23 protein-coding genes and 1 pseudogene are annotated in these 26,625 nt (G+C 53.4%); 11 read left to right on the forward strand and 13 right to left on the reverse strand.

From position 1 onward, the window contains the following. The first annotated feature begins 437 nt into the window (after positions 1-437). From ACPOL_RS02585 to ACPOL_RS02615, 8 genes and pseudogenes are all read left to right on the forward strand, one after another. Positions 438-1,010: a carboxymuconolactone decarboxylase family protein gene (locus ACPOL_RS02585; RefSeq protein ID WP_114205674.1), complete on the forward strand. Its 573-nt coding sequence runs from the start codon at positions 438-440 to the stop codon at positions 1,008-1,010. Positions 1,011-1,048: 38 nt separating this feature from the next. Further along, positions 1,049-1,630 (forward strand): carboxymuconolactone decarboxylase family protein, encoded by a 582-nt coding sequence (locus tag ACPOL_RS02590; protein ID WP_114205675.1) that lies wholly within the window; start codon positions 1,049-1,051, stop codon positions 1,628-1,630. 119 nt (positions 1,631-1,749) lie between these two features. Next, positions 1,750-2,538 carry an alpha/beta fold hydrolase gene (locus tag ACPOL_RS02595; RefSeq protein ID WP_161557148.1) on the forward strand — a complete coding sequence of 263 codons (789 nt, stop codon included), beginning with the start codon at positions 1,750-1,752 and terminating at the stop codon, positions 2,536-2,538. A gap of 111 nt (positions 2,539-2,649) precedes the next feature. Next, a complete protein-coding gene (locus ACPOL_RS02600; RefSeq protein ID WP_114205677.1) occupies positions 2,650-3,642 on the forward strand; it encodes a hypothetical protein in 993 nt (330 codons plus the stop codon). Positions 3,643-3,782: 140 nt separating this feature from the next. Continuing rightward, positions 3,783-4,361, forward strand: a pseudogene (locus ACPOL_RS02605) (NmrA family NAD(P)-binding protein); the annotation flags it as partial. An 8-nt stretch (positions 4,362-4,369) separates the two neighbouring features. Beyond that, positions 4,370-4,612, forward strand: coding sequence for a Rossmann-fold NAD(P)-binding domain-containing protein (locus ACPOL_RS33925; RefSeq protein ID WP_201759063.1), 243 nt, complete (start codon positions 4,370-4,372; stop codon positions 4,610-4,612). Between the two features lie 277 nt (positions 4,613-4,889). Continuing rightward, on the forward strand, positions 4,890-6,296 hold the full coding sequence (locus tag ACPOL_RS02610; RefSeq protein WP_161557149.1) for a S10 family serine carboxypeptidase-like protein: 1,407 nt from the start codon (positions 4,890-4,892) through the stop codon (positions 6,294-6,296). An 88-nt stretch (positions 6,297-6,384) separates the two neighbouring features. Then, the gene (locus tag ACPOL_RS02615) at positions 6,385-7,224 is read left to right on the forward strand and encodes a pepsin/retropepsin-like aspartic protease family protein (protein WP_161557150.1); all 840 of its coding nucleotides are present in this window, start codon (positions 6,385-6,387) and stop codon (positions 7,222-7,224) included. Between the two features lie 66 nt (positions 7,225-7,290). Here ACPOL_RS02615 and ACPOL_RS02620 read toward each other — a convergent pair whose 3' ends face one another. From ACPOL_RS02620 to ACPOL_RS02645, 5 genes are all read right to left on the reverse strand, one after another. Beyond that, on the reverse strand, positions 7,291-8,265 hold the full coding sequence (locus ACPOL_RS02620; protein WP_114205680.1) for a YncE family protein: 975 nt from the start codon (positions 8,263-8,265) through the stop codon (positions 7,291-7,293). 334 nt (positions 8,266-8,599) lie between these two features. Beyond that, positions 8,600-9,040, reverse strand: coding sequence for a DsrE family protein (locus ACPOL_RS02625; RefSeq protein ID WP_236657182.1), 441 nt, complete (start codon positions 9,038-9,040; stop codon positions 8,600-8,602). Between the two features lie 144 nt (positions 9,041-9,184). Next, positions 9,185-9,946, reverse strand: a complete 762-nt coding sequence (locus ACPOL_RS02630) for a hypothetical protein (protein WP_150132878.1) — start codon at positions 9,944-9,946, stop codon at positions 9,185-9,187. A gap of 502 nt (positions 9,947-10,448) precedes the next feature. Next, positions 10,449-11,282, reverse strand: a complete 834-nt coding sequence (locus ACPOL_RS02635) for a class I SAM-dependent methyltransferase (RefSeq protein ID WP_114205683.1) — start codon at positions 11,280-11,282, stop codon at positions 10,449-10,451. Between the two features lie 1,259 nt (positions 11,283-12,541). Next, a complete protein-coding gene (locus ACPOL_RS02645) occupies positions 12,542-13,969 on the reverse strand; it encodes a DUF418 domain-containing protein (RefSeq protein WP_236657183.1) in 1,428 nt (475 codons plus the stop codon). Positions 13,970-14,491: 522 nt separating this feature from the next. On the opposite strand from ACPOL_RS02645, the gene ACPOL_RS02650 reads away from it, so the two are divergent. Both ACPOL_RS02650 and ACPOL_RS02655 read left to right on the forward strand, forming a co-directional pair. Then, positions 14,492-15,388 carry a LysR family transcriptional regulator gene (locus ACPOL_RS02650; protein WP_114205686.1) on the forward strand — a complete coding sequence of 299 codons (897 nt, stop codon included), beginning with the start codon at positions 14,492-14,494 and terminating at the stop codon, positions 15,386-15,388. A 294-nt stretch (positions 15,389-15,682) separates the two neighbouring features. Further along, positions 15,683-16,765 carry a hypothetical protein gene (locus tag ACPOL_RS02655; protein WP_150132879.1) on the forward strand — a complete coding sequence of 361 codons (1,083 nt, stop codon included), beginning with the start codon at positions 15,683-15,685 and terminating at the stop codon, positions 16,763-16,765. A 738-nt stretch (positions 16,766-17,503) separates the two neighbouring features. Here the strand turns inward: ACPOL_RS02655 and ACPOL_RS02665 are convergent. The 3 genes from ACPOL_RS02665 to ACPOL_RS02675 form a co-directional block, all read right to left on the reverse strand. Continuing rightward, a complete protein-coding gene (locus ACPOL_RS02665) occupies positions 17,504-17,992 on the reverse strand; it encodes a nuclear transport factor 2 family protein (RefSeq protein WP_114205689.1) in 489 nt (162 codons plus the stop codon). A 421-nt stretch (positions 17,993-18,413) separates the two neighbouring features. Beyond that, the gene (locus ACPOL_RS02670) at positions 18,414-18,890 is read right to left on the reverse strand and encodes an SDR family NAD(P)-dependent oxidoreductase (RefSeq protein WP_114205690.1); all 477 of its coding nucleotides are present in this window, start codon (positions 18,888-18,890) and stop codon (positions 18,414-18,416) included. 73 nt (positions 18,891-18,963) lie between these two features. Continuing rightward, a complete protein-coding gene (locus ACPOL_RS02675) occupies positions 18,964-19,674 on the reverse strand; it encodes an SDR family oxidoreductase (protein WP_114205691.1) in 711 nt (236 codons plus the stop codon). A gap of 427 nt (positions 19,675-20,101) precedes the next feature. Between ACPOL_RS02675 and ACPOL_RS35955 the strand changes: the two genes are divergently transcribed. Beyond that, entirely contained in the window at positions 20,102-20,470 is a 369-nt protein-coding gene (locus ACPOL_RS35955) for a winged helix-turn-helix transcriptional regulator (protein ID WP_114205692.1), read from the forward strand. A gap of 45 nt (positions 20,471-20,515) precedes the next feature. On the opposite strand, the gene ACPOL_RS02685 is transcribed toward ACPOL_RS35955, so the two are convergent. The 5 genes from ACPOL_RS02685 to ACPOL_RS02705 form a co-directional block, all read right to left on the reverse strand. Further along, on the reverse strand, positions 20,516-21,283 hold the full coding sequence (locus ACPOL_RS02685; protein ID WP_114205693.1) for a tetratricopeptide repeat protein: 768 nt from the start codon (positions 21,281-21,283) through the stop codon (positions 20,516-20,518). A gap of 17 nt (positions 21,284-21,300) precedes the next feature. Continuing rightward, on the reverse strand, positions 21,301-22,089 hold the full coding sequence (locus ACPOL_RS02690) for a glycosyltransferase family 39 protein (protein ID WP_114205694.1): 789 nt from the start codon (positions 22,087-22,089) through the stop codon (positions 21,301-21,303). Positions 22,090-22,813: 724 nt separating this feature from the next. Further along, on the reverse strand, positions 22,814-22,918 hold the full coding sequence (locus ACPOL_RS35960) for an SDR family oxidoreductase (RefSeq protein ID WP_201759065.1): 105 nt from the start codon (positions 22,916-22,918) through the stop codon (positions 22,814-22,816). Between the two features lie 486 nt (positions 22,919-23,404). Next, positions 23,405-24,250 (reverse strand): AraC family transcriptional regulator, encoded by an 846-nt coding sequence (locus ACPOL_RS35965; protein WP_114205695.1) that lies wholly within the window; start codon positions 24,248-24,250, stop codon positions 23,405-23,407. A gap of 342 nt (positions 24,251-24,592) precedes the next feature. Beyond that, positions 24,593-26,608, reverse strand: coding sequence for an immunoglobulin domain-containing protein (locus tag ACPOL_RS02705; protein WP_150132880.1), 2,016 nt, complete (start codon positions 26,606-26,608; stop codon positions 24,593-24,595). Positions 26,609-26,625 lie beyond the last annotated feature (17 nt).

The raw sequence follows: 26,625 nt of genomic DNA on the forward strand, positions 1-26,625 counted from the left end.
CGGCCTTCTTGCTCGCATAAGACGAGCGTTGAATCGGTTTACACACAACGAGGAGGTAAGAACGAGTTGCTGTTTCGTCATTGCAGATGTCGGCAGGGTCTACCGCATGACGATACTTATTCTTTGCGACCATTTGAAGTGACTTCACCCATCGCTGAGTACAGCTCCCGTGCAACGGTGTAGAAGCGTCATTCTTTCTAGTGCCACAGTGTTGGGTAAGTGTCGGATCGGACGTCTCCGCGACCATCGATACCTTGTGGGTATACCCGTCCACTAAAACAGTATGCGTTCGTATTCTTTACGGTGCATCAGAAGTATGCGTGACAGATAGTTCGGTCCGCCCCGCATAGATATGGGCTGCAACCGACTTCGGAAGTCCTACGGCTGACCGAATCTGTCCGGGAACTCTTCAATCAACAGAAAGGATAGACAACGATATGGCCGACCCAACGTTTGGAAGATATTCCGAAATTCCGCTCGACAGCATGACCCCGGAACAGCGTACAGGCTATGACTCGATCATCAAGGATCGCGGGATATGCCCAGGCCCATACAAAATTTGGGTAGAGAGTCCGGCCCTCATGAAATTGATGATTCCCATGGGGGTTTACTACAGGAGCGGATCGGGGCTTAGCGAAGCGGAACGAGAGATTGCTGTTCTTGTGCTCTTGGGAAAATGGGGCGCTGCGTTCCCACTTAGTGAGCACGAATGGATTGCTGAGGGCACCAGCGGGTACTCGAAGGCCGGGATTCCAGCCGAACAGGTCGAGCGCGTTATTTCTGGTTTACCGGTGTCTTTCGAAGACAACCGACAACAGGTCGTCTATGAGATAGCTTCAACTTTGGTGAATTCCCGTTACGTTCCAAAAGGGCTGTATGATCGCGCGCTCAAGGAACTCGGAACGAACGCCATATCAGACCTCGCCGTCATCATGGGCTACTTCACGATGGTCGCGTTTACGCTCATGTTCCACGACGTTCCTTCGTTTGCAGAGGGACTGAAACGTTGACCGCCGTGCGACCTAGCTCAGTAAATAAAGAGGAATCTATGAGTGATACGCAAACACACGGAAACTCGACCATAAGGCATCCATTGCCTTTACCGAATGACTCCGCTATCCAACCTCTCCTAACCGGGGCGGCAGCCGGACTTCCACCGATTAATGTATTTCGCGCACTTGCGAACGCACCCTCGCTTGCTCCAGCCTACATGCAGTACTTCGGACATCTGTTCAAGCCTTTGGAGCTCAATGCCCGGATTGAACGACTAGTTGTGCTTCTGACAGGCAAGCTTTCCGGTTGCGAGTACATCTGGCGGCAGAATGTCGTTGTAGCGAAGAGTCTAGAAATTTCCGACGAGAAGATCACTGAACTCCACGAAGGCAATTTGCAGGCGGCATGTTTTAACGCAGATGAAGTGGCTGCGTTCAAATTCGCAACCGAGACCATTGAATTAATTGAGGTCAAGGATTCGACGTACTCAGAAGCAGAAAAGCACTTTTCACCCAGGGCCCTTACCGAGATGCTCTACGTGATCGGCTCTTACATGTTCCTCGCTAGGCTCATTCGTACCGGTGGCATTCCTCTCGACGAGCAAGCGGCAAAAGTTCCGGACGGCTTCTTCCACTAGTTGGAAGTTCTTCCAGGAGTGCACGCTGACTGATGGGCACCCGTACGGCATTCTACATAGACGAAAAGGCCAACGAATTATGCGGGCTTTCTGCAACAAAGAAACGGAGGAAGGTGATAGTGGCCGAGACAAGACACACTTACCGCATTTCCGGCAAGGACGTCGCCCTAGAAGTTTATGCAGATGGCGCTGGTCCTGCGCTCGTCGTCCTCCCATCCTATGGACGCGGCGCAGCGGAGGACTTCGATTTCTTTGCCAACACGTTGAGTGCGGCCGGGTTCAAAGTTCTGCGCCCACAACCGCGCGGCATCGCTGGATCGAAAGGAAAGATGGAGGGCCTTTCACTGCATGACCAAGCAGATGATGTTGCTCTCGTCATCCGCGAACTCAGCGATGGAAAGGCAGTAGTGCTTGGCCACGCCTTCGGTCACGGGGTGGCAAAGACGGTTGCTGCAGACTACCCCTCACTTGTGACGGGAGTCATCGTTGCCGCAGCACAGTGCAGTTCAGTATCGCCAGAGATTGAGCGGACACCGCATCAAGCTTGCGATCTCAAGGCGCCTGTGGAAGAGCGATTGGCCGCGCTCAGGAAAGGTTTTTTCGCCCCCAACCATGATGCCACTATCTGGCTGAATGGCTGGTACCCGGAAACCATGCAGATGCAGGTGAGCAGTGTCGGTCGGACGGCCGCGGATGAGTTTTCTCGCGCCGGAAACGCCCCACTGCTCGAAATTATTCCTGATTCAGACCCGTTCAAACCTCGTCCGTATTGGGGAGAGCTACGCCAGCAGCTGGGCGATCGAGTTACGACCGAGATCATTGCCGACGCCAGCCACGCGCTTTTTCCTGAGCAACCTCAACGTGTAGCCGCCATGACCATTGAGTGGTACCGGCGTTTGATTTCCTAACGCAGCATTGTGGTGAATCCTATTCAAACGCGATGAACCGCGGCCCGCAGCTATTGATCAACTTCGAGTCACAGTAAACAGCCCTACATGGCGCAAAAAGGAGACCAACAAATGTCCCACAATAAAGCTCCGCAAGCGACACTTACCACTGTTGCGGAATTCCCCAAACAATACTTTCTCGAGAATTTAGTTGTCCGGGCGGATAACTCTGTATTAGTCCAAGTAGCCAACAAGAAGGAGCTATGGTACGTTCCCCCCGCTGACGGATATGAAACAGTCAAACCAGTCCGTATTCATACCTATCAGGAGAATGCGTGTGGGATCGTTGAGATGGAGCCAGACGTTTTTGTAGTGCTAAGCGGAAACGTGTACACCACTCATGAGTCGTTCTTGCATCGGTTGGATCTTCGTAATTGGAAGGCGGGAACAGCCATCAGTCCGGAGACCATTTGCCAGTTCCCGGAGCGCGCTCGTGGCGTCAATGGAGCCTGTCTCCTTGCTCCGGGCGTGTTACTCGTCGCGGATTGCTTCGCAGGTCTGATATGGCGTGTCGACTTTCCTGCTGACGGAAAGACCCCCTCGTTTCGGGTTTGGTTGGAAGATCCGAGCATGGGCTACTTTCCAGGAAAGATGAAACCAGAGCAGCCGGGTGTCAACGGTGTTCGTTATGCAGCGAAGACAAATTTTCTCTACTACACTGCAACTGCCAAAAAGCTCTTTATGCGGGTCAAAGTCGATCCAAGCACGCTGGAGGCTGTCGGATCACCGGAGGTTGTTGTGGCCGGCAGAATGGGGGACGACTTCCTGATCGACGAAGATGCGGAGGTAATTTACCTGACAACGCACCGCCAAAACACGATCGATATCGTCTCGATGGATCCAGGCTTTAACAGTGGCTTCACCCAGAGTATTGCAGGCGACCCTTACAATGAAGAACTTATCGGACCATCCGCAGGAGCGTGGAGGAGAGGGCCGAGTGACCTGGGAAGAGTATCTTACTTCACGACCGACGGTGGGACTGCTTCTCCCCCTCCAGATGGTCCTAGGCCAGCAAAGCTGCTACGTGTAGAGTTGAAACCTTTGACTAATGGGTTTCCCCATTGATGGCCGATGGTCATACAAAGCAACAGCGACTCGATCTACCAGTGCTCTGATCAAAGGACGAAACCCACCAACGCTGTGAACTGATAGTTGTGAGGAGATGGAGGAACTACGTATGATTCTGATAACAGGGCGCAACGGGCAACAACGGTTTCGAGATTATCAAAGCTCTTTGCCACCAAGGAACTGCTGTTCGTGCAATGGTGCGCAAGAAGCCTGATAAGCCCGCATTTCCTAACAGTGTTGAGATTGCAATTGCTGACTTTGACGACGCCCCAAGTCTGAGGCGAGCACTCGAAGGTATTGACCGAGTCTTTCTCGTCACACCATCCTCAGAGAGAGTTGAAGAGCAGCAGCTGCGCTTTCTCGATCTAGCCGGCAGAGCCAATGTAAAACACATCGTGTATTTGTCGCAGTTACACGCCAAGGAAGACTCTCCAGTGCGATTCCTTCGCTATCACGCAGCCGTCGAGTCCGCCTTGAAACAGTCAGGCATCGCATTCACCAACCTACGTCCCAATCTGTACATGCAAGGCCTGCTGCTCTTCAGACAGATGATTGCCACGCAAAATCAGATTGCTGCTCCGATTGGAGATGCACGTGTGAGCATCGTTGATGTGCGCGATATCGCTGCCGTCGCAGTCTCCGCGCTCACAGAAGACGGACACGACGGAAAACCTACGACATCACCGGCCCCGAGGCACTCACCCACGCAGAGATAGCGAGCCATTTGTCGGATTCTATCGGACGGCAGATCCGCTTCGTCGATATCTCAGAGGCTGACATGCTTAACGCACTGCTTAGCTTTCACATGCCATCATGGCAGGCTGAAGGGCTCGTCGAAGATTATGCGCATTATCGTCGTGGCGAGGCTGCATCAATCTCGCAAGACGTAAAGGCAGTGACTGGTCAACTGCCGCGCAACATTCAAACGTTTGCACGCGAATACAAAAGCATTTTTACGAATCAGTGAGTCGATTCAGGATCTTTCTTTATGAGGGTGATGACCTCAAAAAGGTGGCCGTTCCATTGATACAAAACAATTACCTTCAACTGAAGAGAAGCAAGAAGCTTCGGAGACTAACGTCATCAATTTCATCGGTGTTCCCTTCGTGCGGCAGAGGAGCATGGCATTTCGCGCATGTGGCAAAATGGGTTCAAGTTTATTTCGCTTGTTATGCCTATCGATTCTCTTCATCTCGGTGCTCGCGCATGCTCAGGTTGACACGCTTCGGACGGTTTCTCGTCATATGACCCTTTCGAACGGCAAGACACTCGCCTATACCGTACAGATGGGACGCGTCCCAATCCGGGCGGGCGGTTCGGATGAGGTGCTGGCAAACATGTTCTTCGTCGCCTACTGTGTCTCTTCGACTGAGCCGCGGCCAATCACCTTCCTTTGGAACGGTGGACCTGGGTCTCCTTCCTCTACGCTGCATCTGGAGTCGATTGGACCCAAACTGATCGCCGCGAACGGCAAAACTGTCGACTTCAGAGATACGGCTTTGGCATCGACTGACCTGGTGTTTGTCGATGCTGTGGGAACAGGTTTCAGTCGGGTCACGCGGTCCGAGTTTTCGGACCAGTTTTACCAGATGCGCGGCGATGTGAGTGCCTTCACAGATTTTGTGCGCGCCTGGAGGCTGCTTTTCGGCGTGGAGGAATACCCAATCTATCTTGCGGGCGAGAGTTGGGGTGCTTTCCGAGCTGCGGCAGTCGCACTGCGGTTAGAAAAGCAAGGAATCCAGGTAGCAGGTATCATCGCCATCTCAGGCCGTCCAGCGCTTCCCAATGCAAGACTTGACATAGTCTTGCGCGCACTACGTACCGTTCAGCAAGCTTTGGCCGCCCAATATCACGGTAAATCCTCAACGGATCTTCCAAAAGATCCTGTCGCGTTGCAGCAGCTGGTCCATGAATGGGTGATGTCGACATATGTACCAGCGCTTGAGCATATTGATGACCTGGATCATGCGCAACGTGATGCTATCGCGAATCGACTCTCCGAGTTCACAGGCATACCTGAGCGTGAGATCAACCGATCCAATCTGATGATCTATCCACATCAGTTTCTTACGGAACTTCTCCATGACCAACGCAAGGTACTTGATACCTATGACATGAGACAAACAACCGACATGTCTCCCAGAGAAAACATTCAAGTGGAGGAGCGCTATCTTCGGCATGATCTCGGCTATATCACCGATCTGGCGTACATCGATGTGGATCATGTGCTCAACGGCTTTTCACCAGATGATGGCGGGATTCAAGGTCCGAATGCAATGTGGGACTACAAAAAGGGCTTTTTCAGCACCTACGTAAGTGGCGATCAACTCGAAAGAGAGGACGATGAGAACCTCGCCAACGGCGAATCCCCTCGTGGGCAGGAAACCCCCGACACCGCTGAGGCAATGGCCCTCGACTCTCATTTGAGATTGCTCATTGCAGACGGCCTCTACGATTCTCGATCAACTTGCGCGATCAGCTCGGAGATCGTAGCGAGACAAGGACCGAGTCTTCAGTCTCGTATCATCACTCGGTGCTACAAAGGGGGGCACATGTTCTACCTCGATCCGGAAGTGCGTCGGCAGTTCAGCGAAGATCTTCAGCAGTTCACCTCGGATGCAACTTTACCGAGATTGCCTCTGACACGATAGGCGGTTTAACCTCAAGTCCATCGTAAGAACACGAGATTTTCCAGCCCCTCTGTGGAACCCGTACCGCATGCGTTACGTATCTCGGACAATGAGACTTCTCCTTACAATCATCTCCTCTCTACTGCTCTTCGCCTCGCCTAACCTTCATGCACAGCATTCATCGTCAGAGATACCGTTACAACCGCTGAGCGGAGGATTTCTAACCGTCCGTGCTTCGATCGCCGGTCACGAAGGAACCTTTCTTTTCGACAGCGGAAGTGGTGTCAGCAACATCACCCCGCAGTTTGCCAGCAAGATCGGGTGCAAACCTTGGGGCTTGATTTCCGGTGCCCAGATGACCGGCCAGCGCCTCGATATGCAGCGCTGCGACAACTTAGTGGTGCGCCTAGGCGCCTTTCAATCAGAGCCGGGTACCGTCGGTGTCTTCGATCTAGCCAAAGTTCTACCACCTTCTATGAGTGGTATCGATGGTACGATCGCACTTGACGTGCTTGCATCTTGTACGGTCCGCTTCTCGTACGTCCATCACACCCTTCAGATCCTCGATCCGGGCTCCGTAGCAAAGAGTATTGAGCTGAGTCGCTCCATGCCAATCCATATGGTCCGTGATGCGGAAGGAATGGCCCTAACAGTCAATCTGCCCGTACATACCACCGATGGCATCGCTTGGTTTGAGCTTGACTCAGGCAACACAAGCCCATGGGTGCTCGTCGGGAGACATCTCGCCTCCAATTTCGAGCTCGATCCTACCGTTAAGACTCCTCAGCGCATCAGTTTGAGTCTTACCAACGGGTCTTCTTTTGTTGGTTCGGCGCGTCTTATGGACCTCATTCTCGATGGCAATCTCGGTACGAGCTTCCTTATGCAGTACGACGTCACCGTTGACCTAGTACATGCCCGGGCTTGGGTTCATCCCATCGCCCAATAGACTGTCGGTTCCTTGCGAAGCCGATAGACCGATCCGACGTCTCCGGCCCCGCAGTCACACCTCAACTCAATGAGTCGTCGCAATACCATTGGCATCCTCGGTATCCGTGATAACTGTGAAGCTAAAGTTGGAAAGGTTCAAGCGGACAAGTCCGCCGGGGCGTTCCGGCGCCCCCGGTGGAAGCATAGAAGTGGGGACTTTGACGTTTGAAATCCAGGCATACGCCCCGTCGAAGATCGCTTGGAGGGGGCTTCCCGTTGCCAAACGCTGACAGACCCTCCCTGTTCTCGCATCCAATACGAGTAGCACTCCGTCGAGCACCGCCGGCACGAAGAACGTATTGCCCTCGGGGCTAGAAGCGGGATAGAACGTTTGTCCCACAGGGAGACCTATGAAAGTACGTGTGACACTGAGATCTTGAGGGTCCAATAACAATATCTGGCCTTGGGATCCAACGAGAAGATGTGAATGATCGCTGGTCCAGGCCAATCCTCTCACATGTGGGACAGTTGCTCGCGAGAGTACCCGACCATCATTTGGGTCTAACCGAATGACGCTATCGACAGTAGTGAAAGCATAGCAGTCTGCACCATCCGCGCTGAAGATGAAGTTGTGAACTCCGTGGGGCAGGGGAAATGTACGAATGACGTGTCCTGTGCTCAGGTCAAAGACTGTCATCTCTTCTATACCTTCTTCCGTGTTTGTGAAGAGCTCGGTCGCATGCTGCGGTCGTATCTTGAGACCGTGAGGCGCCGTGGCTCCCGAAGGAAGTATGAAACGAGTACGCTCTCTCTTCTGCTCCACATCGAGAACAGAAATCGTCGTTCCTGGCGTTCCCACTTTGTGATTCGCTTCGAGTAGCCCGAAATTTGAGACGTAGGCTGTCTTTCCGTCGAGGGACGTCTCGATCTCATGCGGCTTCTCGCCAACCTGCACAATTGCACGTTCGCTTGGATTGTCCTTGGAAAAGATCAGAACTCGATTCAAACTCTCCTGCACGACCAGCACTTGACCGTGCGAAGAGCTTCCACGTTTATTCATATGAAAAGACTCCGCCTGAATAACAGCAGGGAGGGTACATAGGTACGTTATCGTCCAAACAAGGAATGTCCATCGAGAAGCGTTCCAGCGCATGAGTATCGAAAGCAATTGCACATCCCGTCGTTTATTTCGAGCAAAGTACGGACTACCAATTCATTCTTGGCTGTTTGCTGAGCATGCGGGGAGGTCATGCACTTGCGCGATGCTCATTCATTGCATTGCTGCTTACCATCGCACGCACACCCAATGTCTCCTCAGCGAACTGATTCTGAGGAAGATGGGCCTTCACAGGACCTCACATCGTTTGTTTGAAGAGGCGGCTGAATGATCTGAATTACTCCTCTATCCTTATGTATCCCTGCGTTTCAAGATTCATCAACGTTACTGTGGCTGAAAAGTTCAGCTGCACTTCGTGTTGGATTGTTTTCAGATCGATATGATGCTGAAGAGCAGATTGACCGCAAACAACGAGTTGTACTCCTGCAGCCGTGAGCTCTTTTATTAGAGTGATGTTCGGGTTAGCGTGTCCTGCGTGGCTCTTGCGGTAGGTTTCGTCGTTCATGACCAGGTCCACAGTGGGTCCATGGAAAATGGCTACGAAGTGACGATGGGCAGGCTCAACGCCGAAGTGCGCGAAGGTATTCACGAGCGCCGCGATCGTGGTCAACCCTGGATTTGCATCATCAACTTTGTCAGCTGTAGAGTTCAGGTCAAAGATGACCTTGTAGTCGAGCGCAGGAGTGGGTGTCTCGTGAGCTCCCGGAATATCGATCATCCTTCCGACCTCCGGTATAGGACTTGGCTGCTGCCCAAGAACTTGGAGGTGAATCGCTCCGAAGGATGCCAGAACGGCAACAAAAAGGAAACGTGAGAATGCTGTGTAGATCAAGTGTCCTCCTAGTTTCGGGTCGTGCTAGGTCTAGGACTGACTTGCACAGCCCGGTTGGGACGAGAGAAGCTGATCCACTTCGGTAAAACGCTCCCGCACCTTGGGAAACGTCAGAGGATGCCACTGCCTGATGGTCTTTCCCCCGGGGTCTTGCAGCTCGATCGTCAGATCGCCGCCGCCTTGCGTATAAATTTCGTGCCACGCTACTAGTTCCGCCAAATCTTCTTGTCGAGAGGCCGTGGCGTATAAACTCACGAATGGTGTTTGCGCTAGAGCGTCATACAGGCTTGTAGCCTTCGCCATCGGAAGGTGATCGGCGCCGCGGAAGTAAGTGGTAGGTGTAATAACTGCAAGCGACGGAGCCAGAGTTGAGTAATCCGTCCAGATGCTTTGAACAAATGGTCCGCCCGGAGTGGTCGTGATACCGCAACTAATATCTACGACATGCGTCGATTCATGCAATAAGACGTAGGTAAGCGCATTTGTACCTGTTCCCGCAACCGTGATGGTCATTCCTGAGGCGTCTTGCTTATAAACACGTCGCTCCTTGTTTGTCAGAAATGTTGTAAGTGATTCATCAATTACACTTGCTCGCAGCGTTATGTCAGATAGGCCTGTCTTCTTACTTGGAGATGTAAGGCCCGTGCCTTCTCCCGGGATGCCGTCAACGAAAGCCAGATTATGCAGGTGTCGCTCCAGAACACGCTTGTTGAGCGCCGGCAACGCGGCTAACGCGGCCTCGACCGCCTTACGCTCCTCCGACGTAAGAGTGTGTGGCTTAACGTCTTGCATCCCCGCCTTCTTGAAGGTCTCGACAACAGCTTGATCCGGTTTGCCGACTCGGTCCAGTAAAGCCCTAGCTGTGTCGTCCTCTTTCGGCTGTGAATCCCTTTGCTTCGGTACCTGCGCAACCGGGAGAAATTGCGGAAGTGCAGCAATGACTGCACACCGCGTCGCTATTGGAGCGACCAGAGAATAACAAACAGTTGCGAGTACTAGTGCGCCTCGGATTACCAATCTTGTCTGCCCCCAACCTTCTATGGATCTCGAGCCCTCATCATATCGAGCCACGCCATACCTTTCACGTAATCAAGCAGACCCAAAAGGTCTGCGCGCGCGGCACACGGAATGAATCTTGAACAAGGAGTACAGTTTCATAGGAGAAGTGATTGCCCGATCTCACGCAACGACTCTGCCGATTTCAATGGTCCCGGATCTCTGTCCTATTCGCTGCTGGCCGCTGGTACGGCGATTGCGTAAAGGGAGAATGTGATGGCACCAGAAACTTCGCGCGTCACGTTCTAAGCCATGCCCCGACTTGAAGAGGTCCCACCAACTCGCTGTGATTCACCACTGCTTCCTCTTCCATTCGTTGAGCGAGGGTCTCAATCTGAAGGTCATGAGCCGTGCCAAGGCCCAACGTCTCGATGACGGGGAGCAATGTTTTCACAGTTTCTGTTGCCCAGCCATAGATGTATGAGCCTGCTTCTCCGCCGACCGGAACATCCGCTTTGATGGTAGGCCGGGAGAAGCCCGCGTCCGCGAACGTCTTAGCGAGAAACAGGCCGAAGTCTGGGTTGATTCCCGACCTACGGATTACCTCTCCGATCAACTTGACGGTATCTCCAAATAGCGACGTCGCGGGATAACTGCTGGCGGGTGTTCCAAATGACAACTCGTGGAAGCAGAGGATGCCACCCCGCCTTAAGAAAGCAGCCGCGTGGCTGAGAACTCTCGAAGGGTCGGGTTGATAAAGCAATACGTACCTACCGATGATGGCGTCGAACTGCGATTTAGGGCGGAAGTTCAGTATTTCGGAGTGAAGGAAGGTTACCGGGGCACTGTGTCCCTGAGCTTGCACTCTCTCTTTTGCCTTCTGCAAAACAACTGGGTCGCGATCAATGCCTGTGACTGAACCTGATGGTCCTACGATCTCTGCCGCCAGGAGCGTCACATCCCCCATACCCGATCCGAGATCAAGCACGTTCATGCCTTTTTCAAGCCCGGCCGCCAAGAGATAGTTTTCGGTCCACGTTCCCACAATGCTCGCCTGAAGTTTGAGGCGCTGTTGTTCGTGGTCGGAGTTACCCAGGACGTATTTGGGGAATGTACCTTCAGGTCGTGGCATCAGCACCTCGGTGGATCTGTTACATGCTCAAGCCTGCGTCCAAACCGTCTCGCAGTAGGCAGTTAGCAAAATAGGGAAGAAGCATTTCATGAAGGTGAGAGTCAGTTGCTCCTCATTTGGCAGGTATCTTGATGGGTCACAAAGGATAGAATGCACCCGACAGCGGGTGCGTCCTATTTTTGAACCATTCCCGCGACGGCACAAAAGATCGGAGATCATGCCTGCGCCCGTCAAGTTGAATATCCAAGCCTTTTAGCGACTCGACAACCTAAGAAAGGGCGTGTAATTACGAATGCGTTCCTCACATAACAAGAGATGCATCAGAACTTGCTGAAGCGCAGCACCTGCTACACCTCTTCAGTATGAAGACATACCGACACGGTATGGGCCGTCTAATCGCAGGAAGATTGGTCGCCAGACACAGTGGGTTCATAGCTCGGGGCGCCCAGACTTTTCGACCGTCGCGAAGTCCTGGATGCCGATCATCTATGAGGGCATGTCCCTTCATGCGGGACTGATCTTTATCGATGTTCCAGCAGGCCTTCCCAAGGAACGACAGAGCTGGCGTTCGGGGTCATTCTTGCCGTCCTCGAAGAACATGGAGATCTGGCAAATCAGGTGTTACAGGTGACGCTCTTTTCCAATGGAACGGTGAAACTCAGCCACTATGCTATGCCCAAGCAACGTCAGCATGATGGTTAAGCGCGCTTCTTCGTTGATAGCGTAGAGCGCAACCTACTCTCCACGTAAAGCCGGATCATGGCACGAAATTCGTCTAAGGCGCCAGGCGGCAGATCCCGGTGTGTAGACGCTGCCTTGATGTTAAGCAAGATCACGAGTGCTATATCGACAGCGGTCTGTTTAGGCAGATTCGGACTGTGGATCATCAGGGTTTTGGCGATGTGGCGCAGCGACGAGATTGTTGCACCCGGAAATCGATACTGGCCGATGGGCCCCATCCACGTGTCGCCGTCGCTGACTCAGGCAAGCTTGCGCCGCCGGCCGCTCTCAGATAGGGCGGCAGCCTGATCCATCAAGCTTAATCCTCAAGCAACGCTTCCTGCCACTCTGTAGATAGAATTTTCGTGCCAGACACGAGCAATTCGAGAGCCTTGCAAAAGGAGACTTTGGAGATGGCGCACACATACTGAAAAAACTCCGACAAATCGGATAGCAACGCGCTCCCGGAATCTTATGAAGGCAAGCTGGAGAGGACACCACAGTAAGGAAAAAGCCGAAGTGTCCTTGAGTCACAGGCCTCATGCCCGGAGGTCGCGCAAGAGAAATGGTTGTTGCTTCCAATAGGTCAGCGAGCGCCAGAGCCATTCCAGCGGTCCAAAGGCGAAGCTGCGCAGCCACAGCGTGCTGATTACAAGGTTCAGAGTCCACACTGCACCAACAATCAGGAAACAGTTGTAGAACTCGAGTTGACCGTAGAGTTTCCACGGCCCCCACGAGAAGATAAACTTGCAGATCAGGCTGGTCAGAATATAGTTGCTGAACGCGGTGCGGCCCACCGCAGCGAGTGGCTTGATGGCCCACGGCAGCGACCCGCTTCGCATTAGAAGCAAGATTACAGATGTGTTTGCAAGTACAGCGCACGGTACGACGAGCGGAGCGGGAGTCGACATCCACACAGCAACCACAAGGGGACCAAGGCCGTCACGGAGCGTGTGCCAGAGCCCTGTTAGCACGAATGCAAATGTGACCGCGTATCCGCCGAGCGCCAGCAGTAGATATTCCTTTGCCGGCCGCCGATTGGTCAGAAAGCCCGCCTTGTATAGTCCCATGCCCAGAATCATGGCGCCCACGGTGTCGATGAACGCGAACGTGGCCAGGATGAATTGCTGAAACCCAAGCCAGTCGTCGAGGTTGTGTCTCAAACCACCGAGATATCCGAGCCGCTCAAGTCGCGTTACTTCGTTTGCTTTTGCCAATGCAGCTTCGCGGCGCTTCTCGCCAGTAGCGACCAGCACGCGCTTTTGTTCCGTCGTTGGATTCACCGCAGCCTTGGCGATGATCAAATCTGCATTACTCCGTAACTGTACCTCCACTCTTCTGACGCGAGTGAAGAGACCACAACCGATCCAAAGGATTAGCCCCACCGCGATCAGCTTGCGCGCGGAGAGCCGTCGCAGAGGATAGAGGAACATTAGACCATCAACGGAATATTCAAACAAAATATCGCCAGACCAGATCAGCATGCCATGGAAAAGACCAAAGACAAGAAGCCAGAGATTGCGCCTGTAAAAGATTGCTGCAGAACGCTTCCTACCGCCGCGCATCTCGATGCGTTCGGTCAAGAGAACCGCACCTGCACCGAAAAGCATAGCAAAGAGACCGCGCATCTTGCTTTGGACAAAAAGCCAATTGAACGTCACAATCCCCCAGTCTATAAACGCTTGCCAGCCACTCAAGCCGGGTCTAACCAGATCAGGCGGAAAGCCAGTGATTGTTTCATACCCAGCAAAGTCCTGAATGTTCAGTAGTAGGATTCCCAGCAGGGCAAAGCCGCGGAGCACATCGACCGTTTGCAGGCGTTCTCCTCGCTGCACGGGAGTATCGGCAGACCCGCCAAGTTTCTCCGCAGTCTCAGCAGACAGACCTCGCCAGTGCTGGGACCGACTGCTCCACTTCTCATACGGAGGCTCTTGCACGTCTGTTTCGTGATTCCGCACGTGTGCCACAACCTCTCGGTCTCAGGTTACTTAACATTGCTCTTGAGAGCAGCGTCGTGTTTGAGAAAGATAGTGTAAAGCTGAGATTCATCTCATGAGACAAGCTGCACCCACCTTATAAGTCGCTCCTCATACCCGCAAGGCACACACGGTTCTCATACTCTGAGGATAAGGGCTAGTTGTCAGATAGAGTCACCCACAGTCGCTACAAGCTGTCCATATGGCTCTGAACGGTTCGTCAGACCGGGAGGATGAATTGGGGACATCATAGTCTGGTTTGAGAAGAGAACCAACGATGGGATTGATCCTTCAATCCCATTCTTCCCGCTTGTAGCAAGATCGTTCTAGATCCTAATCGAAACGTCGTCCGATACTTGTTCTAGCCAAACGGCGATGGCCGACAAGCGAGCCGTTTAGCAATAACTATCGGGAGCGTTGTTATGACAGTGGCGTCAATCGCAAATGTTGCAGCCCGCCAGCGTCACAGGAAACTGCTCGGTGCGTATGGCAATTGTGTAGGGGTGGTTCGAGATGGATTTTGAATTGAGGCACTTGCGTTATTTCGTGGCAGTGGCGGAAATGGAGAATATAAGCCGGGCATCGAAGCGACTGCATATCTCGCAACCACCATTGAGTCGCCAGATCCGATACCTTGAGGATGCAGTCGGAATTCCGCTATTCGATCGCGGTCCCAAGATGCTAAGACTCACGAAAGCAGGAGGAGTATTCCTCCATGAGGCACGTGGCATCCTCGAGCGCGTCGAAGATGCGTCAGCGCTCGCGAAACGAGCCGGGCAACAAGACGACGCTCGGATCCGCATCGGGCATTCTGCAGCAGCTTCCATCGTTGCTCTCCCCAACATCCTCCGAGAGGCACACAGGTTGCACAGCAATGCCAAGATCGAGTTACGTACTATGACGACCGAGCGGATGATCCGAAGCCTTCGTCGGGGAGAACTCGATTTGTGTCTCTCCGTGTGCGATACGGTACAGCACCTCAATGAGTTCACAGTCACGCCGATTGATACCTATGGTCTCGTTGCCGCTGTCTCGAAGCATCATCCCTTTGTCGACCTCGCAAAGGTGTCCATGGAGGCGTTGGTTCAACAGCCCATCATCTCCCTGACTCAGACAAGGCACCCGTGGTTCAACGCTTACATAAAAGATGTCCTGTCAGTTCATGGCTCTTCATACGATGTTGTCGAGGAGCACGATAGCGACGACGGTGTGCTTGCCGCCGTCGAAGCCGGCAGGGGCGTAGCTCTTCTTTATGACGTAATGGCTCATGTAGTGGGAAGGAGACTCGTGCTAAGGCGGCTTGCGCCCACGCCGCGCCGGGCGCCGTTGGTTCTTTTTCATCGGCCCGGACAGAAAGGCTCGTTTGTACGAGATATCGCGCATGCAGCCCGGGCAATTGGGGTCGCATAATTGCTTGCCGCATCTGGCACATCCGGAAACAATTTTGGAGACGCTATCTGCGACCTAACGATCTTTGTAGGGGAGGTCGCTAACGTTCTGCCAAGTAAGAATTTGATCTTGAGAGATAAAGAGATTCGCAAAGATATGCCAAACCTAACCCAACCGCAAGAACGGAGTACTCACCTGCCGCGCTCCCGAGCGTTTGCTTCTTTCCTTCGCTTCGTTTGTTCGTGCCAACTCCTTTTTGTTCTTGCGCTCTTCGCTCCGCGGAAATGCCTCGCCGATACGACGATCCGTATTCCCATGAAAGCCGATCATTGGCTTTCTGATGGCAATGCCACATTCACGGCGGACGATAATGCTCCCGACGGCGTACTTGAAATCAGCAAGGGCCCCGTCGATGTAAAAGACTTGATTTTTGATAACGGCACTATCGAATTTGATATGTACATGCCAGATCACGGAATTCTCGGAATGAGACTTCGCGCACAAAATCGAGAAAACGCCGAGGCTCTCTACTTCCGCCCACAAAAGGATTGCAACGCTTCTTCGGATTGCATGCAGTATATGCCGCTTGAGCATGGAGCGTTCGAATGGGACTTATTCCCGGAATACCAGACTTCCGCACCGATTCGGACTCTAAGTTGGAATCACTTCAGAGTCGTGGTGCTGGGGAGGACGATGCTTGTCTATGTAGATCGCTCCAGCCAGCCGACACTCCGCGTGGATCACATGGAAGGCGGTGCGCTGTCGGGTGGACTCACTTTCGGAGGTCCGGCAAAGTATGCGAATCTTGTGATCACGCCCGGGAAACCATCTTCGGCCCGGGCCCAAGTCACGCCGGAACGGAGAGACGGTTTTCTCCGTCACTGGCAGATTTCAATGGCGTCCGTTCTCCCCTCCATTCATGACGCAAAGTTGGATGCTCCGATGGGAGTACAGCCGCCTTATGCGTCGATGCCCTCAGACGGTAAGGATTGGAAAACCGTAACGGCTGAGACGAAAGGCCTGGTCAACTTTTCGCATGAGGTTGGATCGGCAAGAGACGGTTCGGTGATCTCTTTGGCGTGGGCAAAAGCAACGCTTGACTCCGACAAACCACAATGGAAAACGGTCCAGATCGGCTGGGTACGCGAAATCTGGGTTTACGTGAACGGCACCCTTGTATTCGCTGGCAGGAACATTGATGGTCTTCCGGCGGCGAAGACCGCAGACGAACGAATCTCCTTGATGAACGGAACATTTCGCTTACCCCTCAAAAGGGGGAAGAATGAAATATCAATTGCGCTAGACGATAATCTCCCAGGCAACACGCAACACTATGGATGGGGGATGGAGTTGAAGCTAACAGATACAAGCGGACTGTCACTGCATCCCAAACCCTAGATGATCATTCATGCGCCGGCGGTCTACCTTGTAAGTGAGTGAGGTCGGAGAGACCCAGTTCCGAGGCTCTCGATGATGTGAATCCAGCGCCATAGATGAGCAGACGTGCACTATAGCGAGAGCCCGGCTGGGCCAGCCGCGGAAAAATAGGACAGATTCTCGTTATATACCCGGTATTAAGCCAATGCCGAAGGGGTTCGTTCTCTCAAAAGGCTCTTCGTGACCGAAAACTGCTGAGGTAATGCCGGCGACAGACCCCTCGGTAATAGCCCTTTGTGTTCCCGGCCATCCATCGTGGAGTTTCTAAGACCATAGTAGTGTCGAACATCTTAATGTCGCCGGGCTGCTGTGTCCGCCATTTGACGCAAATAGTATGACTCAAGTGCCAGCTTCTTACGAAGCTGAGTTCAGTCCTATTACGCTGCCGGGACGAAGAACTTAGAAGTAGAGCAATTCATCCACGCGATTTCTTGAAGTCTCTTCATTTTCTTGATCCTCTTCGGGTCGCACGAACAAGTGAATCTGTTGCAGCAGTCGAGGTCTCCGCAGCGAACGACAAGATGACTGCACAGGCTTCGAAGGAAGCCGGGACAGGAGCGAATGTACTTCTGAATGGCGCAGGCGGTTTGCAGGGGGACCAGAGGGTAGAGCAATCGATCAACCGAAGTCTTCGTTGGTTCAGCTTGCATCCGTCAAGCCTAGGCGTGTGAGCCATAATGTTTGGTGCTGGTAATTCAATTAATTGGAAGGGGGTGGATTTGCTGGAACGCGAGTACTATGCATAAACCCGATCTTCCAGATGCCGGCCGTGCGCTGAAGAAAGGCGGACTCAAGCCACATGACGGCTATAGTTCCCGACTGATCGGTGATGCTTCCTTGGTTTACATACGCGATCCAAGCCGTGTTACCGATCACGTGTACATCGGGTTCCGTAACATTCCACTCATACTTTTGTCCCTGAGCATGTGCTGACTTAATCAGACTCATGATCTTGTCTCCATCGAGTCGCTTCCCCGCATCGTAGAGGTAAAAACCAGGCGCAACCACCGCATGGAACTTGGTCAAATCATCCTCGGCAGCAGCTTGGTAAACGGCACTCACAGCACTGACAATCTGGGCCTGGTCTGCACTAAGACGCCTCTGCTGTGCGTCTGCGACATAAACATCAACGGAAAGCATGACTGACAACGCTGCCGCAGTGAGCGCGAAGCGGATTGGCCACTTCATAAAGGACCCTCCCAACAGTATTGATCAAGCGCGACGGCGAGACTTGCAATAACCACTGAAAGCCATTGCATATCTCAATAAAATCGAGGCAAGTGAACCGCGATCAGATGCGCCCTCTCTGAAACAACCATAACTCTCGCAAGCATACCCAACGAATATCTACTGAGACTGAAAAGGTTCAGGGGCCCGCCTGGCCTCCGGGCAGTTTCGGATCACCCACTCCGAGCTGCGAACGAGAAACGACGACGAAATGCTTGTTCGAGGAGGGCCCCGATCCAATGGATTGTTTCAGATGTAGATCCGTAGACCGCTACTCGATCGTGATCTGCAGGGGCGCGGGACGCTGCTTTCTCATTGATCGCGGTTCCGCTGTGACTCCCCGGTTCCACCAGAATTGAGTCGATGCCAAATTCGGAAGCTTCTAGCGAAGCACATCGGCTACTGCTTCCAAGGCAAACTTGCTCGCATGATATGGTGCGAGCCCTGGGGCGACGACTCTTCCACAAGCAGAGCTCACGTGAATCAGCAGACCATTTCGCTGACGTCGCATGGCTGGCAACACGGCGCGATTGACCCGCAACACCCCAAGCTGATTGACCTTAAATACCTGCTGGAATTGCTCGACAGTAAAGGCTTCGGTGATGCCTACCGTAGCAATGCCGGCATCGTTGACGACCACGTCTACACGCCCGGTTCGATCCAGTGCTTGTTGCATTGCATGATTCACGGGGGCCTCCCCGTGACATCCATGTCCTAACACATCCACATCCATATTCCAGCCAATGCATTCCGAAAGCGCTCGTAAATCGTCGGCCACGGACCGCTTTCGGACCGCGCACTCGCGCATAGTCGCAATCTCGCGATAGCCACGCTGCGCTAGCCCTCCGCCGCGGCTCATCTAAATCCTGTGCTGCGTCCGGTAATTTGCACAACTTTGTCGACCAATGTTTTTCTCTTGCTCATCTCGCACTTCAGACCAGCAATCCTCCTCCATCCACGGATAGGGTCTGGCCTGTGGCGTAGTTGTTGAGCATCAAGTAAAGATAGGCCTGGGCGGCTTCCTGTGGAGTCGCGGCGCGGGGAATGGGCAAGCTCGCCACCGCTGATTGCAACGCTGCTTCCGGGAGTCGCTTTAGTTGCTCTGTAAGGACGTACCCCGGATTCACAGCATTAACCCGCACGGGGTTGAGGTCCATAGCGAGGCCCGCGGTCAGGTGTTCTACCGCTCCGCCGACCGCGGCCATAATCGGCGCACCCTTCCTTGGCCGGTGACCAATCATGCCACTTGTTAGCGTGATCGAACCGTTCCGGGCGATCGTTTGGCAACAATGCTTCACCGCGCTAAGGGCACCCCAGAAACGTACTGACAGAAGTTCCTGCGCCTGTTTCAGGTCAAGGTCATGGACGGAAACGAACATTGGTCCGCCCCAGTCACCTGCTGTAATTGCAAGATGATCGAACTCAGCTACCTGCTTGAAGAAATCTCTAACGCTGCTTTCATCTCGAAGATCGACAGCGTAGCCCGTCGCATCCCGCAAACGCGAAGAAGCAGTTCGGACCTTCTCTTCATTGCTAGAACCAACAACAACAGATGCACCCTGATTGTGAGCGAGCTCTGCAATGGCAAAACCGATGCCGGTCGCACCACCCATCACAACAACCCGTTTTCCGTTAAGTGACATTCCTGTCCCATTTCACGTATGGTCTCGGTGTTGAACTTGGACCTAGGGTCGAACAAAACGATTGCTGTGGCACATGTGGGGGTGCTCCAGTGCCGGGCAGTCTGCTTGAGACCAAAACCGGAGCGGCACGGCAATACATTTGCGCGGTTTGAATATAGTTTAGATTCATAGCCCTTCGTTGCCGACGGCGGCCAAGCTCCTGGTGCAAACAGACTATGTCCTCACGCCATACCCGGCGCGCATCAGGTTAGACCCAAAAGGTCTCGACGATGGCCTTACAAAATGTATCTAAAGAAACGAGTGTTCTCATGAACGAGAGACTTGTTCACCAGCCTAGTACGGTCGCGGACAATTCGAGCAGAGTGCGGTGGCATCGGCTTCATAGCGCAATCAGCCGTATCGTGTATTGAGGTTAGGGGGAGGCATCATGGCAGTTGCTCTCGCTACAGACGCGGAGACGATTGTTAGGGTACTCGCAATTCTGCACCGGAAGTGGACAGTCCATATTCTCTGTAGAGTCATCGCAGATCCGGTGCGACTTGGCCAACTAAGGCGCGCAATCCCCACTGCTTCGAAGAAGGGACTCACCGCAAGTCTCCGTTTGCTGGAGGAGGCTGACATCATTAGTCGTCGAGATCTAAGTGATTCGCGCTTGCATGTGGAATACGAATTGAATGAAGCGATACGAAAACCGCTAACGGAGCTGTTGAACTGCCTTGTAGGTGCATCCGTTGTTCTAGCTTGCTCCGACGATCGGCGGCCGATTCAAAGGGGGCCTACATCTGGTGGTTTTTGATCTCGCTTGGGTTCGGTAGGCTCTGGTTTAGTCGGCCAGAACGACCTATCCCCCGCTTCTCGTCAAACGCAACTTGTTCAGGTAGAGCAACGTGTTCGGATCGTTGGGATTGAGCTGCAACACCTTTTTATAGAAGACGAGTGCGTCTTGGTCCTGTCCCAGCTCCTGGAACATCACACCCAAATTAAAGTAGGGGGTGGCATCATTGGGGTCAATTGCAATAGCTCGCTTATACATAGCGATCGCTTCCTCGAAGCGTCTTTCCTCGATGTAAAGACTTTCCAAATCAACGTAGGCCTGTGCATTCTTTGGAGCAAGCACGATCACGCGCCTGTATGCTTTCTCCGCTTCTGCCTGGCGACCTACCTGGTACAGCGCCACTCCATAGTTCAGATTCGTCAATGCACTGTTGGGAGTAGCCTCAAGCGAATGACCATAGAGCGCGAGTGGGCTCTGCCAGTCTTTTACTCTCGCCATCAATCTCCATGCTCCCCAGCCAATCCAAATGATAAGGCACGTAAAAACAATCTGTCGTGCAGCGGGGCGCAGGATAGCGACTGTCCCTGTGAGGCCAACTGCAAAGCCAATCGAGGCGAAATAAACGTATCGTTCCGCCATGCCTTGGTAGATATAGATAAATCCGTAATAGGGTAAAAGCGTAACGAAAACCACGGCAACCCCTGCGGTGAGCGCGGGAATCCGCTGCCGCAAATGGATCGCGCCGGTAATCAGAAAGATCAGAACCGCCCATGCGATGATAGCTCCGCTCGTCAAAGCTGTTCCAGGAACACTCGTGGAGCGTTCGATACTCATGTGTATGGGCAATACGATCAATTGGAAATACCGCCAAAATACTTCAGCAACATTCCAAAAGTGATGCGGACCTTTACCAGCACGGGTACCCACTGCCCAACACAGGCAAAATATGATATAGCCGCCAACAGCCCAGCCCCTGCAAGCGAGACCCAGCGATGCCACGGTCGTTTCTCGTCCAGCAGAACATATCCCCAAGCAACGAGCACCACTAGCAGAAGGCCCTCTTCATGAGAGCAATCCGCCAATAAAGCTGCAATCGTAAAAGCCAGCAGCCATCCCCATCCGCCAGATCGCACAAACCTGAGTCCCAGCACAAGAGCAGAGAGAAGAAACACCATGCACAGCGGATAGGGCTGGCCGCTCACCCAGGCCACCGCTTCACTGTTAATGGGCAGTCCAAGCCAAATCAAACTCGCCACTGCAGCAAAAAGCGAGCGCATCCCCAGTCGGCGCAGCAGCACAAAAAGCAGCACACCGTTTATCCCATGAAGCAAGATACCAGTAAGGTGGAACCCTCCCGGCTGGTCCCCAAACACGTGTCTTTCAATGGCCAGCAGGATCCATACCATTGGGCGATACGTTGCTTCTCCCTTAATCGACAGTCCCATACCGAGCGGTAACGGGGTCAGCAGACGCTTCAGCCAAACCTCATGCCATGACTGAAGAATGGAGTTGTTCGCGATCAGGCTTATGTCGTCGTCCTGGAACGGTGCATTTATAACGCCTGAGTAAAGAAAGCCCACCCACACTGATGCGGCAATACAAAAGGTTACAAGCGGTTGTTTCGTCACCCACTTATGCATGAATCTACCTCACTCCTTTCACGAGTTCCTTAAGCTTGCCTTTCTCTTCTTCTCTTTTTGTGGAACTGCGAAGAACACCCAGCGCATAATGGGGCAGTGGGTACCCCCGATGCATTCTCTGCGGGCTCTCGACTGGTACACAAAATGGAGGTCGCTCTAAGCGCTTGTGGGTGAAATAATTCAGATTCGTAGAACGATATGCAGATATTGATCGTTCCAGTCACTGGCCAGCTCCAGCAGTCCGCGCTCGCTATGCACAGACAAGAGCGAGGACGCGTAGTTTGGGCAAACGTTGTTTGAGTCGGAGGCCGCGTTTGGTAGCTCGACCGGAGCGGGCGCGCTGGTCTACTCTCGGGAACCGACTTGCGAGGAATTTCGGAAGTGACCTCTCCACCCTGTGCCGATACGGAGCCGTTTGCTTCATTCAAGACCTTGCCAACAACCACTTGCTCACGCGCCTTTACTAAGCCGAAGTATCTGCATGCCCGCGACGCTCTTTCTTGACAACAAAATGTTTCTCCTTGAAAGATCTTCCAGCACAGTCTGGTCTTTTAGACTCACACTCCGACACGGCGTAGTTGACCTTGTAAGTTTCGGGTTATACCCGTGAGGTATGGTGGCAGTGGGTATCGTGTACTGAAACGCTCACTGCCGCAGCGGCAATCGGATGTTTTCTCCGTAAACTATAGGAGAAACGAAAGCTGCTCACTCCGGCGGTCAGCTGTCACCCAGTGACATCAAGGAATGCGCCGTTAATGAAGGAGGCTTCGGCGCTTGCCAGCCACAGGATTGCGCGTGCAACTTCTTCTGGCTGCCCGCCTTTGCCCATCGAAAGCGCTTTTCAGAATAAAAGGCAGGAACAACAAGGAGTTCATGCGGGTGGTGGTGTCCAGAAGGCCGATGGCGAAATCAGGGCGAACCCGACGCTTTGAGTTTGCCGGTCAGTTGCAGCGCTGCTCTCAACTCCGCTTGAGGCGCGGGGACCAGGCGCATCTGCCAATAGATATCGCGACGAGTAAACCCGGGTGGCAGCTATCTATAGGTTCGATCGCCCCTGTAGCACTGTGAGCAACAATGAGTGAGCCATGCTGCCAAGAGCGAGTGCGCGCCGGGAGCCAGATGTTCGTCGTAGGGACAGATTATGCCGCGTTTCACTTGAGCGTTGTAGGGCCTGTCTTGCTATTTTCCTCCGCATGCATAATTCTCAGACGGAGTTACAAAGGCGATCTAGAATGGCCTCGCGATCACGCTAGCAGAACTCTTCGGCAATGCGCTCACGAATATCGCGGCGGCGGGTTGCGTGCAAACGATCAGTCTAGGACCTAGGAACTACACCCGTCGCGATTCTATGCTGATACTGGCCGGGAGTCATTCCGTAAACCCTTCTGAACTGTCTTCCAAAATGGCTTTGGTCGGAAAATCTCAGATGCAAAGAGGTATCGGCAAGCGACCACCCTTCCGAAATCAACTTTCTTGATTGGATGAGACGAGCACGAGTGTGAAATGCCAGAGGCGATAAACCGATGTGCCTCGTAAACGCATGGACGAAGTAGTACGGACTTACACCTGCCAGAGAGGATAGAGCATCGAGGGATGGGACTTTCGCAAGTGAGTGTGAAAGATAGGACTGCATCCGCGACACGAACGCTGGGGGTGCAGGACTCACCAGTGCGTTTCTCGCACCGCTCTCGCCTAGGATGGTCTCCAGTCGAGGGAGAACATCAACCTGCGGTTCGCAGTTCACGCCAGACTTGAGTGACTCAAAAAAAGTAATGAATTGACCCAGGACTTTCGCGGTGGACCAGGAGATCGGTGCGGCAGGACGATCCACACTCAAAGAAACAGCCGGCAGTGTTGCGATCTTGAAACTGGTCTTACCTCTATAAAGACATTGAGCTCTGTGCACAAGCCGTGGTGGCACGAGCACCAATCGGCCGGGCCTTGCCACGATAGAGCTTGATTTGAACTGATAATGACGCTCACCCTTCGTGACTGCAACCAACTGCCAACCTTCATGAAAATGCCAATCAGTGGCGAACGTCTCCACATTCTCGCCATCATACAGTTCAGTGCCAGAAATTGCTTCACTCCACGATAGCCTCAACGGTTCACGGTCGGTCTTTAGCTCCGCCATGGCAAGATGGCTCCTCATGACAACCATTCTAGATCAAGGAACCGCGGTGTGATCCAACCAGACCTCGAGGACAGGCCGGAGTCATGGAGATCCACTGACCACAGGTTACGGAGATAGCCGCACGAGCTTATTTAGCTCGGCGTTTCCGGCTATAGTTGCGGTTCATAGATCAGCTTTACGCTTCCACACTGCATATAGGTGTACCGCTTGCACAGTGTTCGTCGGAACAATTGCCCCATAGTCCCCATCAGCGCGCGGAGGGCAGCTTGCGCAAAGGCCTTCGAACATAGCAAGGCGGACCCATAGTCACGGTCCACTTCGACTTCAGGTGCGAATAGGACAGTCCCGGTTGGCGTTAGTCAACCTTCCTCATTGAAGGCTGACCAACAGGAACTCGTTAGCTCCAATGGGGAGGTCGTAGATGGTATTAGCATCTACAGTGACGTTGGGATCGTGGAGGGGGGAAAGGTTGCTTCCGCTGCCACGTAGGATATTTAGATTTGCGTTCGTGAAAGAGCCACCGAGACTTTCTAAAGCGATCGAAGCCTTATAAGACGTTGATGTGGAGGAAACGTTCCAGATGGCTAAGTAGGCTTTAGGGGTTGGCGCTTTTTGTACGAGCGCGAAAGCTTGCAGATCGCTTGTAGTAGACGTGAGTGGTCGCAGCGGGGCCGGGGCAGTCTGAAGCCAAGCCATCACTTGAGGCAGCAATGGTGTGACCATTTGTGTGCTCTGTAGTCCGGTAGTCTCCACCGCATAGCCGTGCAGCATGTCGGCAAAAGGCATCAGGTCAACTTCGGCTTGAAGGAAGCTGATCACACCAGCGGCGGTTCCGTATTTATTACCCGTCAGAGAGATCCCGTAGCGATCAATGATGACCTTCACGCCGAGATAGCCGGGATCCTGCTGGAAGAGTTGATATGCGCCATAGAGGGCCTGATCCACCGTGGAAGAAGGTGCGTAATCTTGGATCGTAAAGTAGTCGAGTGGCATCTGAGCGGAGATGATCTCCGCTGCAGTAGGGGAATAGAACTTACTATTGCCTGAGTTCAATTGAATACCTCCACTCAGGATGTGGTTGGTGTGCAGATGCCGTGCAATCGGTGTCCAATAGTTGATGTACCGCTGGATGTTATTGGAAATCGCTGCATCCACTTGCGCCGCTGGGACATCTGCACAACCGGATCCCTTATCGAAGGACGTCGAATATCCGAGCGTGTGCGAAGGTTCTTGCGTGCCAATCCAAATCGTTCCGGGCGCAGACGAATCGAGATCGTCGATCCAGCTTTCCACGGCGTCCTGTACCATCTGCATCGACGCTCCCGGCTCAGGGAGCGGATAGTAGTTCCCAACGGCTCCACATGTGATCTCGTATCCCGGGTCCAGATTGTTTACAGGAAGCACAGAAGGCGTGCCGCTGAATTGCAGCGCACTCGATGTGGCCTCGGATGGGAGGACCGTTCTGAGCATCTGCAGGGTTTGCGAGAGAGGAGCGTTGCCTGTGGCACTTGGCGTAAGCGTTTGCGCTTGATAATCGAACAGGCCTGCGTCCGTTGACTGATTCATCTGGTCGAGCGTGGCGTTGAGGAGGTTTACTCTCGAAGATTGAACGTCTGAAGCGACATTGCTGACGATTGCCGCTGGTGCGTTGCTAAGATCGACGCTCTCGACGACCCCGCGCCGGTACGTCACTTGATGGGCGACGGTGGCATCGTCTTCGCTGCAGTCTACATGGATGGCAGGAGCGACCGCGCCCACGGTCAGGGTGGCGGGAATGGTGGTTGCGACCTGACCAGCGCCATTCGTTACCGTCACTGTATAGCGATCGAGATTGTTCTCCGCCGTAGCTGCCCCAGTCGTATAAGACGGAGCCGTGGCGCCCGGGATAACATTGCCATTCCAGTTCCACTGGTACTTGAGGGGGATGGTGCCTGCTGCGGCGACGGTGAAGGTAGCCAAGGAGCCTGGGACGACTGTGCGACTAAGAGGAGCTTCTGTAATGATCGGCGCCCTCGGAATGATCGTGAGCAACGCAGCTCGACTTGCCACCTGAGATCCGTTGCTGTCGGATACAACGACGCTGTACGCAACACCAGTGTTGTAAGTGAAGATGGTCTTCGGGATCGAGAACATGGGTGCATTAGCGCCTTCTATCGGATTGCCGGCCTGTCTCCACTGATAGCTCAACGGTCCGATGCCCGTGGCTACGACTGAAAAGGAGGCGGGCAGACCGTCGTCAACCTGGAGGTTAAGCGGTTGCGCCACAATAGCCGAATTTGTGGATAGACCTCCCGGCAACGCTAGCGGGATGGCATTGCCACACCCAATTGCAAACCACGCGAGCATACTTAGAGCCGGGGTGACGCTCCAACGTAACTGCCTCATATCTCTCCTGTCCATCC

It is taken from the genome of Acidisarcina polymorpha (genome assembly GCF_003330725.1).
Lineage (GTDB): Bacteria > Acidobacteriota > Terriglobia > Terriglobales > Acidobacteriaceae > Acidisarcina > Acidisarcina polymorpha.